This is a genomic window from Telmatospirillum siberiense (genome assembly GCF_002845745.1).
Lineage (GTDB): Bacteria > Pseudomonadota > Alphaproteobacteria > Rhodospirillales > Magnetospirillaceae > Telmatospirillum > Telmatospirillum siberiense.
Map to the genome: position 1 here is coordinate 236728 of NZ_PIUM01000002.1, position 14186 is coordinate 250913.

General features: G+C 56.8%; 10 protein-coding genes. 7 read left to right on the forward strand and 3 right to left on the reverse strand.

Annotation, left to right across the window (positions count from 1 at the left end):
• Positions 1–39 precede the first annotated feature (39 nt).
• Both CWS72_RS02990 and CWS72_RS02995 read left to right on the forward strand, forming a co-directional pair.
• Positions 40–798, forward strand: coding sequence for an SDR family NAD(P)-dependent oxidoreductase (locus tag CWS72_RS02990; protein WP_101249075.1), 759 nt, complete (start codon positions 40–42; stop codon positions 796–798).
• Between the two features lie 292 nt (positions 799–1090).
• On the forward strand, positions 1091–1426 hold the full coding sequence (locus tag CWS72_RS02995) for an acyl-CoA thioesterase (RefSeq protein WP_101249076.1): 336 nt from the start codon (positions 1091–1093) through the stop codon (positions 1424–1426).
• A gap of 27 nt (positions 1427–1453) precedes the next feature.
• On the opposite strand, the gene CWS72_RS03000 is transcribed toward CWS72_RS02995, so the two are convergent.
• Both CWS72_RS03000 and CWS72_RS03005 read right to left on the reverse strand, forming a co-directional pair.
• Positions 1454–3004: an FAD-dependent oxidoreductase gene (locus CWS72_RS03000; RefSeq protein ID WP_158240485.1), complete on the reverse strand. Its 1551-nt coding sequence runs from the start codon at positions 3002–3004 to the stop codon at positions 1454–1456.
• A 491-nt stretch (positions 3005–3495) separates the two neighbouring features.
• A complete protein-coding gene (locus tag CWS72_RS03005; protein ID WP_101249078.1) occupies positions 3496–4503 on the reverse strand; it encodes a LysR family transcriptional regulator in 1008 nt (335 codons plus the stop codon).
• A gap of 838 nt (positions 4504–5341) precedes the next feature.
• Between CWS72_RS03005 and CWS72_RS03010 the strand changes: the two genes are divergently transcribed.
• From CWS72_RS03010 to CWS72_RS03030, 5 genes are all read left to right on the forward strand, one after another.
• Complete coding sequence (locus CWS72_RS03010; RefSeq protein WP_199175521.1) at positions 5342–6580, forward strand: MFS transporter; 1239 nt, start codon at positions 5342–5344, stop codon at positions 6578–6580.
• A gap of 124 nt (positions 6581–6704) precedes the next feature.
• A complete protein-coding gene (locus CWS72_RS03015; protein WP_101249080.1) occupies positions 6705–8018 on the forward strand; it encodes an MFS transporter in 1314 nt (437 codons plus the stop codon).
• Positions 8019–8053: 35 nt separating this feature from the next.
• Positions 8054–10099: a methyl-accepting chemotaxis protein gene (locus tag CWS72_RS03020; protein WP_101249081.1), complete on the forward strand. Its 2046-nt coding sequence runs from the start codon at positions 8054–8056 to the stop codon at positions 10097–10099.
• 391 nt (positions 10100–10490) lie between these two features.
• Entirely contained in the window at positions 10491–11468 is a 978-nt protein-coding gene (locus CWS72_RS03025) for a SphA family protein (RefSeq protein ID WP_101249082.1), read from the forward strand.
• A 99-nt stretch (positions 11469–11567) separates the two neighbouring features.
• Complete coding sequence (locus CWS72_RS03030) at positions 11568–12590, forward strand: MBL fold metallo-hydrolase (RefSeq protein WP_199175522.1); 1023 nt, start codon at positions 11568–11570, stop codon at positions 12588–12590.
• A 144-nt stretch (positions 12591–12734) separates the two neighbouring features.
• On the opposite strand, the gene CWS72_RS03035 is transcribed toward CWS72_RS03030, so the two are convergent.
• The gene (locus CWS72_RS03035; RefSeq protein ID WP_101249084.1) at positions 12735–14186 is read right to left on the reverse strand and encodes a TrkH family potassium uptake protein; all 1452 of its coding nucleotides are present in this window, start codon (positions 14184–14186) and stop codon (positions 12735–12737) included.

Sequence of the window (14186 nt, forward strand, 5' to 3'; positions counted from 1 at the left end):
GAGAATGGTGAACGATCGGGAAAGAGGAAGGGGTGCATTATGGCGAGATTGGACGGCAAGATTGCGGTCGTTACCGGCTCCGGATCCGGTATCGGCGAAACGACAGCCAAGCTTTTCGCGAGGGAAGGCGCAACCGTTGTCCTGGTTGCCCGCCGAGAAGAGACTTTGAGGCGGGTGAAGTCGGAAATCGAAGCGGAAGGGGGTAATGCGGTCTATGTGTCGGCCGACCTTAGTACGTTGGATGGATGTGAAAAGGCCATTGGTTATACCGTCGATAAATTCGGTCGCATCGATATTCTGGTGAATAACGCGGGAATTGCCGATCTGCATAAGTCGACGGTGGGTACCGATGACGAATTATGGAATAAGGTTGTCGGAATTAATCTGAATGCCGTGTTTTATTTGTGTCGTTCGGCGCTCAAGCATATGGAGAAACAAGGCTCCGGAAATATTGTCAATGTTTCCTCCATCGGTGCGTTTGGTCTCGCCGGTGCGGCCTATTCGTCAACCAAGGCGGCGGTTATCGCGCTCACCAAGAATATCGCCATCCAATATGCCGGCAGAGGCATTCGCTGTAACAGCACTTTGCCGGGGCCGGTGCCAACAGCCCTGAACACGCCCGAAGCGATGCAGCATTTCGACCCGGAAATGCGGGAAATCACGGGACGCCATTTGGATACGAGCTTGCCGGAATCCGAGACCATCGACCAGGCCAACGCCATTCTGTTTTTTGCTTGCGACGAGTCGAAGGCAATTACCGGGCAATATCTGGCCATCGATAACGGATGGACCTTGTAGAGAACGCTTCGGCCCGCTCCGAGTTTCGATGAGCAGGTCTCGTCGAAACTCGGTCTTATATCAACTCTCGGTGATCGTAACCGATCACCGAGCCCTCAAGCGCCGGGCGGGATACATCCGTATCCCTGGGCTTCGCGCCAACGATGGCGCGGGCCCTCAACGGGCCAGACCAAGTCTCGATGAGTCATCCTCATCGAGACTTGGTATCAATTGGAGATGGCAAGTGAGTGACAGCACAACGGGGGAGCAGGGGCCCGCTTCCAGCGAAGCACCATCTTTGCGGACTGTGGCGATGCCCGCTGACACCAATCCCAGTGGCGACATTTTCGGCGGGTGGCTGCTTTCGCAAATGGATATCGCCGGCGGCAGCGCCGCCGGTCTCCGCGCCAAGGGACGGGTTACCGCCGTCGGTATTGAAGCGATGACCTTTCACAAGCCGGTTTTGGTCGGTGACGAGGTCAGTTGCTACACCGCGATACAGCATGTCGGGCGGACTTCGATCCGTATCAAGATCGATACCTGGGTGCGGCGCGGCTTCCGCTCGGATCTGATCAAAGTGACCGAGGGCGTCTTCACCTATGTTGCCATTGGCGACGACCTGAGGCCGAGGCCGGTGCCAAAGGAATGAGGCGGCTCGAAGTTCGAGCCTGCCCCCCTAAAGAAGATTGGCAACGATGTGTTTTGCCGCCTTGCGCCCGCCCCATAGGGCAACCGGTTGGCAGGTGCCCATCAGATATGTCTCGCCCTCCCACCCGCTGGTAAGGATCCCTGTGGCATAGAGGCCCGAGATAACCTTGTGGCGGGGATCGACCACCTGGGCGTTGGTGTTGATCCGGACGCCGCCATTGGTGTTGGGCATGCCCGATGAAAGCCTGAAACCATAGAAGGGGCCTTTTGCGATCGGCCAGATGTTCGAGGCATTTTTGCCCCACTCCGCATCCGTTCCCGATTGAGCAAAGCCGTTGTACCTTTCAACGGTCGCTTTGAAGGTTGCGGCATCCACGCCCATCTTTTCGGCAAGGTCCTGAAGGGTTTGGGCGAAAAAGACGTCGGGGAGATCCTTGTATTTCGCAAAATCGGCGGCCAGGTTGGGAATCGGTTGGCCGACAAGCTTATCGGCAAATCCTGTGTAATGTGTCTGGCAACCACCCGCGGCATATTTGTCGAAGCCGCTCTGGTCCATGATCGAGAAGACGCTGCCCTGGATTTCCACGGCCTTGTTGCAAGGTGTCGTCTGGCGGACGATGCTTTCATCCGTAAAGCGGATGCCATCCTGGTTCACCCACAAATTCGTGGGTTGCATTCCGGCGCAAGCGCCCAGCGGAGAACTGAAGGCAAAGCCCTTCACATTGAGGAACAGGGACGAGACGCAAAGATGTGTCGCCCTGCCATGGGCGGTCGATTCGGCCATCAAATGTCCGTCGCCGTCCTGACCCGCTTGCGCGCCGTCGATGATTACCTTTTCAAGGTCGATGCTCGTGTATTTTGCCAGCAGAGCCTTGTTCGTGCTCATGCCGCCGGTTGCAAGGACAACACCCTTCGTCCTGAAATCGATAATCTTTCCGGCCTTGGTCTTGGCGCGTAGCCCTATGCAGGTATAGGGATCTTTCATCAGGAGGGAAATCGCCTGCGTGTTCAGGCGCATATCAACGCCCAAGGCCTTTGCTTGCGGGACCAGGGTGTCGATACATGATTTGCCATGGCCACCCTCATAAAAGGTAAGCCCGCTGCCCTCTCCGACATAGGTTTTGACTTTGTGCTTGTCGAACAGCCAGCCCGAATTTTCCTGCTGATCAATGGCCATTGTGTAATGGAGCATCGGATCGGCAACATAGTTGGAGGCCTTCATGAACTCGGCGGCCTTCCGGCGGGCCTCGGCTTCCGTGGCCGGGGGGGCGATGAAGACCTCGGCAAAGTTTGTCCCACCGCCGTAGAAGCTCTCCTTTTCAAGAAGGACAACCTTTTTGGCCCCCTCTTCCACCGCGGTGATGGCCGTGGAGAGCCCTCCCAGACCCGAACCGACAACGACGACCTGGGTTTCAATGGTTTCATCAGCTTTGGCGTTTGCAGCCACTTCGGCCGCTTCGGCCGAGGTTGGCATCAATGCCTTGCCGGCCAGAGCGCCCCCGCCGGCAACTGCCACGGCGGTAACGGCCGCGCCACTCAAAAAATCTCTTCGAGATGGTTGAGTTTTTTTCGGGTCCAATGATCGACTCCTTTTTATGAGCATATCTTCGGAAGAAATCCGAAATGGGCGCCGTCAAATGAAAAGCGACACCACAAAATTTTCCACGAAAAACCGTGAAATACGGAGAGTTCCGAGGAGTATTAATTTTTGTTAATCGAATACATGTGAAATTCTGTAGCAGAATTAGACGATTTGCTAATTCTGTTCTGACATTTTGTTATGTGGGTTGGGCATAAGTCGGGGAGGTTTCGCCTCGCCCGCAAAATCAGGGCCGCGGCAGGCCTGCACCTTGGAGCCGATTGCTCCGATGTCCCACCCATGGGCCGTAAAGCTCTTCATTCCAGACCAAATGCCGCCGGTCGATGGTGCCGCGCGCCATTTACGGTGCACCATCGAGGCGGATCATCGAACTCTGGTTTCCGTGGCGAGCCTCTTGCGTCAGGCGTGAGGACACAAGCACTTAAACGCCATGCATGGCCGGACCGTCTCCAGCGAGACGTGGAGCCGGTTCATCTCACCATGACGGCGTCCCTCTGCTTGATGGCGTCCAGCACCGGCAGGACCATGCCGGACTCGTGATTGCTCTCCGCCAAAGGACGTTCCGATCTGGGCTGCCATTTCAGGCCGCCGGAAAATTCAGCGAATTCCTTCAGGAAGACTTCGCGGTTTGGATTCATGTTGTCGACGTGCCAGACGAGTTCGACGTTGAAGTAGCAATCCTCTTCCGCGACCTCGACCAACACGGAATTGTCGCCCAGCAGATTGCGCCGGTGCTTTGGCAGCAACACGATCGCCCGTTCATTGAACTCCACATTGAAGCAGTTCGTTTCCAGATTGGAGCCTTCCTTGGCCAGCGTGAAGGCTATGCCGTAATGTTCCAGGAAGCTTGAGCAACATTCCCAGGCCAGGGGGGAGGATTGACGGCTGGGTCCGAGGACCGGCCAATCACCGAGTTCCCGGATGGAGACGACGCTGCGCTGGGCCAGCGGATGCCTTTTGTTGACGGCGATGCACAAGGGATCCTTGAAAAGGTGGATATGACGCAATCCCTCATGGCGTCGTCCCTTGTGGGGGCGGATGAAAAAGGCCAGGTCGCAGGCCTGCCGGTCGAAGGCGTCGGGAACCGCGTCCAGCTCGATATCACAATATTCAATGGAAATTTCGGGATGACAGGCGCTGAACTCTCCGAGAAAAGACGCCAAAAAGCTGCGTGTGGCTTCCCCCAGAAAGACGATGGACAGGCTGCGCTGGCCCCTGCCGAGAGAATTTCGGATAACGGCGAGCGAGGTTTCATATTGCGAAAGGATTTTACGTGCTTCTTCCGCAAATAGTTGGCCGACGGCGGTCAGTTCGACTTTGTGCGTATTGCGTTTAAGAAACTGAGCGTCGAAGTAATCCTCTAAGTATTTTATGTGCCTGCTTAGCACAGGTTGGGTCATATTCAACTGTTCTGCGGCACGACTGAAATTAAGGTGCTTGGAGAGAACTAGGAACTCACGCAATAATGTCGTTTTCATGGGGCTCCTCCCGTTTTTTCGTATGATCCCTTTTGCTTTTGTTTTTAAGGGACCCGTCCCACTGCGCTATTACAAGCTTTCCGACATTCCGCGCCATTTCTGCGAATTCGTCAAGAATGACCTCCTATCGCCGTTTCCGGGCATGACTGCCGATGCCGGCCGGGCCTCGCTTGGTCGGTCATCTGCCTCGCGCTTTTGATGGGTGGTTTGGGCTCCGCGACGGAATCGTCGTCCGGATATTTCCGGCTATGCCGGGGAGAGGGGGCGCTCGCCTGCGCTTATACCCTTCCGCCATAACCGCGATGTTTAAAAAGAATTAGTTTAAAACTATTTATTTTTATAGATTCAGTATCTCGTCGGAGTTACGGCGAAAATATTGGAAACAAAATAGATTATATATATTTCAAAAAAATAAAACGAATACGATCAACAACACGCTGTTTGCAGCTATGGAGTGTGTGCAATGTGTCTTTCTTCTGAAAAACTCAAAGCAACCGAAGCTGGCAAATGGTGGATCTCCTCTGACGTGGTGATGGCGGACTCAACGCCAGCTCTCGCTGAGACATCCTTCCCGAGATGCGGTGTTAAGTCGCCCCTTGGGGCGCCGGCCTTAGGGCGTCCCGTCTTCAAAAACAAGCCGAGTTGGCTCCGATCCCGCGTCTGGACGCGGATTTATCGTGGGGTGACGGCGCTACGGCATGGGCGGGAGAGCCATGGACGGCGCTCGCGATAGTGAGTCCTCAAAATATTGGGCGGAAACAAAATTATGAGCAGGCAAGAAAGTGTCGCTACCGGAGAGTACGGAGAGTGTTCTGCCGGAAGATTGGAAGGTCATAATTTGAAGAGCAACTTCGGCGTGCGGGGTTGGTCGATCATTGTTATCGAAGGATTGTTGATCTGGATCGCGGCTGGTGTTCAGGTCCATGGCTTGAACATCATTGTTCCCACTCTGTCTTCCGCCTTCGGCATCGACAGCAAAACCCTTTTGTTCTGGGCGACTCCGGCGTCCTGGGGGGGCGTTGTCTCGGCTTTCGCGCTCGCCAAAGTTTGCGAATGGAAAGGCATCAAATTCACCATCCTGCTGTCCTTGATCATTTGCGCCCTGTGCTTTGGTCTGATGGGGACGTGGGCCACCGTCATCAGCTTTGTTCTGTTGTTTGCCGGAGTGAATTTCTTCGGCACCGGCTATGGCTATGTCGGTGGACTGATGATGATCGCCAACTGGTTCCCGCGAAAAAAGAATTTGGCTCTGGGATGGGTGACCATGGGACAAACCATGTCGACCGCGCTTTTCGTGCCCGCGTTGGCTTGGCTTTTTGAAAGTTTTGGCGTGCAGAACGGCTTTTGGGGCGTTTCGCTGGCCATGATCGTCCTGGCGGTGGTGGTTGCCTTTTTCGTCAGGAACACGCCCGAGGAGTTTGGCTGTTCTCCGGACAATGAGCCGATGTCGGCCGAGGAGATCGAAAGAAGCCGCCGCGAGCAGGAAGCTTATGTTTGCCCTCTGACCACGACGCAATTGCTGGGCATGAGGGACGTGTGGCTCATCGGCGTCGCCTCGGGCGGTGTCTATGTCGTCCTCGTCGGTGTGCTCAGCCAGCTTGTGCCGCGGCTCATGGCCATGGGATATGACCTGCACACCGCCATCATGTATCTGTCGATCGCCGCCTTCATCGGCGTCCCCGGTTCCTATTGCTGGGGCTGGATCGGTCAGAAGATGGGCAGCAAGGCGGGCATCATATTTTATAGCTTGTGGTGGTTGGGGGCCGTCGTGTTGAACATGTTCGAGTTCAATCCGGTTACCCTCTGGGCCTCTCTGATCATGATCGGGTTCAGCTTCGGTGGCGCCACCAATCTGACGACGTCCATCGTGGCCGAAAAGTTTCATCGCGGCGCTTTCGTCAAGGCCTTCGGCGTTATCGCGCCGATCCAGGGGATCGTGCGGTGCTGTTCCTTTGCCGTTCTGGCGTTCGGTCTTACCTATCTGGGTGGATATGCCGGAGCTTACGCGCTGCTGGCCGCCATTGCCGTAATCGATGTTTTGCTGTTCTGGATGACGGATCTCACCCCCGTTGATTGAACGGGCGCTTGGTTCCGCGAATGAGGTGACTGGCCGGGGTCGGAAAAGGGAGGCGGAGGAGGGTGGTGATGCCGCCCTCCTCCAGAAAAAATAAAGCAACTACCCCAATGAAGGGGAGATAAATATGGGTGAGGAAACTGCAAATTCCGTTTATTCAGGTGTCTCTGTGACATCCGTTCCTTATAAATCCTTCGAAAGGAAAAGCAATTTTGGGGGTAGGGGATGGGCAATAATTATTATTGAGGCGGCGCTTCTCTGGATTAGCAGTGGTTCCGTGGTTCATGGTCTTAATATTATTTTGCCCGTCGTTTCTTCGGCTTATGGCCTTGATTATACGGTGTTATTGGGGTGGGCCACGCCAGCTTCCTGGGCTTCCATCCTGGCCGGATTTCTCGGGGCGAAGGTGTGTGAAAGGAAGGGGCCAAAATTCCTTATTCTCATTAGCCTTTCTATTGGCGGCCTGTGCTTTGGCCTCCTGGGAACCTGGGGAACGACGACCGGGTTCGTCACGTTGTTTTCCATCGTCTGTTTCTTCGATTCGAGCTTCGCCTATGTTGGGGGGCCCTCCCTGATCGCCAACTGGTTTCCGCGCAAGAAGGGGTTGGCCCTTGGCTGGTGCACCATGGGGCAGACCTTCTCCACGGCGACTTACGTGCCCTTCCTGGCTTTCATGTTTGCGACATTCGGTGTGCAGAAGGGAATGTGGGGCATACCGGCGGTCATGCTGGTGATGTTCCTCGTGGTCGCTTTTGTCGCCACGAATACGCCCGAGCAATCCGGTTGCACGCCGGACAATGTACCGATGACGGCCTTGGAAATCGAGGAGGGGCGCCGCGAGCAGGAAGCCTATGTCTGTCCCTTCACCACCCGGCAATTGCTGGGCATGAAGGATGTCTGGTTCATGGGGCTGTCCTTTGGCGGGATATACATCGTCATCGTCGGTCTGCTGAGCCAATTGGTGCCGCGGCTAATGGCCATCGGCTATGATCAGGGCACCGCCATTCTCTATCTTTCCGTCGCCGCCATTGCCGGCGTGCCCGGCGCCTATCTCTGGGGCTGGTTGAGTCAAAAAATCGGCATCAAGAAGTGCGCCATCGCCTACGCGTTATGGTATACGGCCGCCCTTATATTGAACATTTTTGAGCTCAACACAGTCACGCTGTGGATTTCCCTGCTCATGATCGGTGAAGCCCTCGGGGGGGCCACCAATATGTCGATGTCGATTGTTGCGGAGAAATTTCCGCGCCGGGCCTTCGTCAAGGCATGGGGCATCGTCAATCCCATTCAATCCGTCGTGCGGTGCTGCGCTTTCGCCATCCTGGCGTTTGGGCTGGCCAATCTGGGGGGGTATTCCGGCGCCTACTGCCTGTTGGCCGTTGTCGCCATCATTTCCGTGGTCCTGATCTGGAAGACGGATACCACGCCCATTGCGCAGTAAGACCAAAAGCCGTTTTTCCGGCGGGGAACTCTAAGATGCGTCATTTGGACCTCAGAAAACTTCTATTGCTGTCGCTTGTCCCCTGTCTGGTCGGACTGATCGCAATCGGATTTATATTGTCGAAGCGGGCCTTCGATCACTATGAGACTTTGTCGCAAACGAAGAGCTTGGAAAACCTGCTTTTTTCAGCGGTCCAACTAACGGCGGAAACGTCGCCCGCGGAAGGAACGGCATCCATTCGCTTTTCAGTCAGTGGCGACGAAAAGAGCCGTCAGGCGATGTTGGCGGCGCGTCTTACCCAGGATCAGGCCCTGAGCGCTTTTCGCGCCGCCGCGGCGGTCGTGGCCCTCGACGATGATGTGGCGCGGGCCGATATCGACTTCATTATCAAGCGTTTCGGGGAGATCGGAGCGCTTCGCGCCACCGTCGACGCCCGCCGGGCCACGACGGGGGATGTCATCGGTTATCTGCAGCCGACCTCACCACGGGCGTTCGATTTGGTCAAGCGGGTCGGTCTCTATGCCAACGACAGCGACGTGGCCCGACTGACCGATGGTCTTTATGCGCTGCTGCAGTTCGTCGAAGGCGCCAAGATGGAGGATGGCGCCGCGACGCAGGCCCTCGTGTTCCGCAAATTTCCCCTTGCCGAAGCCGAGATCTTCTTCGTCGGCAAGCATCTTCAGGAGGTGTTCGCGCCAGCCATCCTGGCGACGGCTCCGCCCGTGATCGGCGCACGCTTTTCCGCATCGAACAGTGGCCAGGCCAACACCGTCCTGTCGGCGATTCGCCGCGGCATCAGCGCTTTCGCCGGAGGTGAGCCGCTTCCCGAAGCCTCGGAAACGCAAGTGTGGCTGACCACGCTGGCACAACGCGACGAGGTGTTTCTGGAACTGCTGCGGCAATATCAGAGCGAGATGTCGAAAGAGACCGAGGCCCTTATCGCTTCGGCCTATCTTTCGCTGCTTGCCTATTGCGGGGCCACTTTGGCGGTCCTCGTTGCCGCCGTGGGCTTGAGTCTCTATGTCGTGCGGATCGTTTCCGGACTCTTGAGCGAATTGTCGCAAACGATGATTTATTTGTCGGATGGCAATCTCGAGGTCACGGTGGCCGGGACCGAGCGCCGCGATGAGATTGGCGAGATGGCCCGCGCGCTCGGCATTTTCAAGGAGAATGCCGTTCAGGTCGAGCGCCTGGCCGTTGAACGGGAATCCGCCCGCGCGGCGCGTGAAAAACGGGGCGGCGCCATCGAAGCGTTGACCCAAGATTTCGACAAAAAGGTGTCGGAGGCCCTGGACATTGTCGCCGGAGCCTGTGCCGAGATGGACGTGGTCGCACAGGCCTTGTCGAGCAACGCCGAGACGACGGACCTGCAGGTTACAATCGTCTCGTCAGCCTCGGAACAGGCCTCGGAAAGCGTGCAGACCGTGGCCTCGGCGGCCGAGGAACTGGCGGTATCGATCGGTGAGATCGGGCGGCAGATCGCCCATGCCAACAACGCCAGCCGTGATGCTTCCGAGGAAGCCAATCGAACGGATGAGACGGTGAGGAGCCTCGCCGAAAGCTCAGTGAAAATCGGCAATGTCATCAATTTGATCAACGATATCGCCAGCCAGACCAATCTTCTGGCGCTGAACGCGACGATCGAGGCTGCCCGGGCGGGCGATGCGGGAAAGGGTTTTGCTGTCGTCGCCGGCGAAGTGAAAAATCTGGCCAATCAGACGGCGAAGGCCACCGAAGAGATCGGCGTGCAAATCGCCTCGGTGCAAGAGGCGACCGGGGATGTGGTGAGTGCGATCGGCGACATTGTGCAACGCATTGCCGATATCAGCGAAATCTCGGCGGCCATCGCCTCGGTGGTGGAGCAGCAGTCGGCGGCGGCACGGGAAATTGCCCGGAATGTGCAGCAGGCGGCTGTTGGAACCCAGCAGATTTCCTCGACCATCGGAGGCGTTCGCGACGCGGCGTCGGAAACCCGCGAGGCGTCGGGCCATGTGCTGAAATCCTCGCGTTCCTTATCCAGTCAGACGCAGGCGCTGAAGCAGGTTGTCGTCAGTTTCCTGGGCGGGGTTCGCCTCGCCTGATTTTACCAAGTTTCGATGAGTCCATCCTCATCGAAACTTGGCTGGCGTTTCTGCCCTCTGTTTACAACAACGTTATGCACTGAACAGTGATCGAGGCGTGCTGCGCGTCGTTTGCTGATGTTGCTTATGTTGTTCCGCCATAACCGCAATGTTCAAAAAGAATTAGTTGGCAACTACTTATTCTTATAGATTTAATATATGTCGCGACGTGGCGAAATAGATAATTCATCTATTGAGTATTTATTTCGGGAAAGAATCTGTGTTTCACGATGTCGTATTCGGTGCCTCACATTTCCATGAAGCATCCCAAAGGACAGAATCCGGTAAATGACAAATCATCGCGGTCAATATCCAAGAATTGGCCGCCTCATGACAATAAGGGGGGACAATCATGAACCAGTTGAAAACACTTGGGCCTTATGCCTGTTTGGTGGTGGCACTAGCCATGGCACCTCTTGGTGCCGCTTATGGGGAAGAAAAGAAGAGCCCAATGATGCCGGGCGGTTCGGCCGGTAATGCCGCTGGCGCATTGCCGCCGGAGGGGCTCTATTTCAACAATGAAGTGACCATTGAACAGGGCAAGCTCGTGGATGGCGAGGGACGCACGTCCAAAACGCCGGCCGGGACGAACGTCAAGGCGTTTCAGGTCGACGTCACCCCGTCGCTTCTGTGGGTGCCCGGGGTCAAGGTTCTGGGGGCCAGCTATGGCGTCGCCATCACCCAGCCTTACGCCTGGTTGAACACCGATTTCGGCGGTGCTTCGACCGGAGGGGATTCCACCTCCAACAAAGGCTTCTTCAACACCATTCTGACGCCGGCCATTTTATCCTGGGATGTCGGCAATGGGATTTTCATCGGTTCCGGCCTCTCCGTCTATGTGAAGGACGGACATTTTACGCATCACTATAGCGCCGCGCAGGGGCGTGAGACCCTGAGCAACGGCAGCTTCGCCAACAATTATTGGACTTTCCAGCCCAATTTCGCGGTCAGCTATCTCGCCAATGGCTGGAATTTGACGATGAATCATGTCGTCGATTTCAATACGAAGAACGACGTCACGAATTACCAGTCGGGAAATGCCTATTATCTCGACTTGACCGCGACCAAGAAATTCGGTCCCTGGGAGTTCGGGGCGATCGGCAACATCCTCGAACAGTGGCAACCCGATAAGGTCAGGGGCGTCAAAGTCGCCGCCGTGGACGGCCTTTCTTCGGCCGGAAATCAAAGCGAGGTCCTCGCGATGGGGCCGCTCGTCGCCTATAATTTTGGAAAAGCCTCGTTAAGACTTCGCTATCTGCAACCGATACGCTCTGAAAACCAAGGAGATATTTCCTTTATCCGCCTCGATTTGTCCGTGCCTCTATATTGATTGACCCTCTCTTTTCCGGTCAGTTTTATTGGTGAGTTTCTCTTTAGAATTGGCGATGGCGTAGATGCTGGCGCCATCGCCAATTCTTGTTTTGCTTAGATGCATGAGTGCTTTCATATGGAACAGATAGCTCGTTTTTCATTATCGCGGCGGCGGATGATGTTGGGGGGAGCCGCCGCGACGGCAGTCGGGCTTCTCGGCGGGGGGGCGGCGTTCGCCAAGGCCCCCTTCCTGAATACCCAGGTCGCTCCATTTTACCGATTCAAGGTCGGGGCATTCGAAGCCACGGTCGTTTCCGACGGCCCTCTGCCAATGGGCGATCCCGCGGCCAACTTTCTTGGCGCCAGCAAGGAAGAGCTTAATCAAATGCTGCGCGACGCCTATCTCGATCCCCGGACGGCACCGTTGCAGCAGAATAATTTGATCATCAACACCGGCCGTAAACTGGTGTTATTCGACAGCGGTATGGGAAGTTCCCGGCTATTCGGCTCGGCCACTGGGCATCTTTTGACGAATATGCGTCTGGCGGGCATCAATCCAAAAGATATCGATGCAATCTGCGCGACGCACGGTCATATCGACCATATCGGCGGTATCATGGCCGACAATGGCAAGAGCCATTTCCCCAATGCACAGATCTATATGCCGGAGGTCGAATTCAAGTTCTGGACCGATGAGTCGAAACTTGCCCTGGCCGATCCGGACTATATGAAGCCTTTCGTTGCGGCGGCGCGCAAAAATCTCCTGGGGCACGGAGAAAAGGTCGTCTTCATCAAGGACGGGCAGGAATTTCTACCAGGCATTCAAGCGATTTTTACGCCAGGTCATACCGTCGGTCATACCATCTATATGATTTCTTCAGAGGGAAAATCGCTCTGTAATATCGGAGACTTGACCCACCATCAGGTGCTGCTGATGGAAAAGCCGCTCATCGAATTCAGATTCGATACCGATCCCAAGCAGTCGGTACAATCTCGCGTACGGAACCTCGACATGCTGGCGACCACGCGGACGGCGTTGCTTGCCTATCACTTTCCCTGGCCGGGCTATGGGCATGTCGTCAAGTTCGGTGAGGGTTTTCATTACCTTCCCGCATCCATGGATGTCTCGGAGGTCGGGTAAGATGGTTTAGAGCATCGCGCGTCAAATCTGACGCACGACGCTCTAGAAGCGGCCATTGAGGCCGCGGCCAAGCACGCGGATGCGTGCGCTAAGGCCAAGGGCTTGAAAAACAAGCCTAGCGTGATGCAGATTTAAGGCATCACCCTAGGCCCGCCAAAAGCCTTTGGCAAACAGGGCCAGGAAGATGAACATTTCCAGCCGGCCGAACAGCATGGCGGCGGACAGGAGAAGTTTGGCTGCGTCGGGCAGGCCGGAAAAGCCGTTCATCGGACCGACCGCCGGGGTCAGGCCGGGGCCCAGGTTGGCCAGGGCGGAAGCGGATGCCGACATCGATGTCCAGAAATCCATGCCGACCATGCCGAGCCCCATGGCGACGACGACGAAGGACAGCGCATAGATGAACAGAAAGCCCAGCACCGATTCCGCCACAGCGTCGGGAATGGGCCTTTTATCGTATTGCGGCAGCGTCACCCCATGGGGATGCAGCAGGCGGCTCATCTGGATCCGGGCATTGGCGTAGAGAATCTGGAAACGGAAGATCTTGATGCCGCCCGAGGTCGAACCGGCGCAACCGCCGACGAACGTCAGGAAGAACAACACCGCCATCGGTACGCCCGACCATTGAGCCCAGTCCAGGGTGGCGAAGCCCGAACCGGTCATCACCGAGGCCGCGGTGAAGGCCGCATGGCGGATGGCGACCAGCGGCTTGGCGTTCTGTTCGATGATCAGCCACAGGGCGAGGATCAGACTAGCCGTCAGGAAGAGGCGCAGATAAAGGCGAAGCTGGCGGTTCTTGCGGGCGGTCTGCCAGCGCTGTTCGGCGATCTGCAGATAGACGATGAAGGGGGCGCCGCCCAGCAACATGCCGAACAGGATGACCCAATCGATCGCCGGGTTGCGCCAACTGCCGATCGATCCGTCGGAGGTCGAGAAGCCGCCCGAGGAAATGGTCGACATGGCGTGCAGCAGCGCCGGAAAGCGGCTCATGCCGGCGGTCCACAGCAAAAGCGTGAGAAGCCCGGTCAGCCCGGCATAAAGCCCCATGATGCTCATGCTGACCGTGGCCGCGCGCGGCACCGGACGATCGGCGGGGTCGCCGCTGTCCAGGCGGAAGATCTGCATGCCGCCGATGTTCAGCGTCGGCAGCACGGCCAGCGCGATCACCAGGAAGCCCATGCCGCCCAGCCATTGCAGCAGGCCGCGCCAAAGGAGAATGCCGGGAGGAGCCCGATCGATATTGCGCAATACCGTCGCGCCTGTCGTCGTTACGCCGCTGACCGCTTCGAACAGGGCGTCGACGGCCGAGAAATGCAGGCCGGAAAAGGCGAAGGGCAGGGCCGCCGCCACGCAGACAGCCATCCAACTCAGGGCGGTGAGCAGAAAGATCTGGCGGACGGAATAGCCCTGGCTGCGGGTGCCGTGATTGCTGGCCATGAGGGCGAGGCCGGTGAACAGCGTTACGCAGGCCGACGCGGCGAAAATCCGCCAGTCGGGATCGCCATGGGCGAAATCGACGACGGCCGGCAGACCCATGGCGAGAGCCAGCAGGGCGAGGACGGCTCCGGTACCGAAGAACGCGGGACGCAGGACGAACAT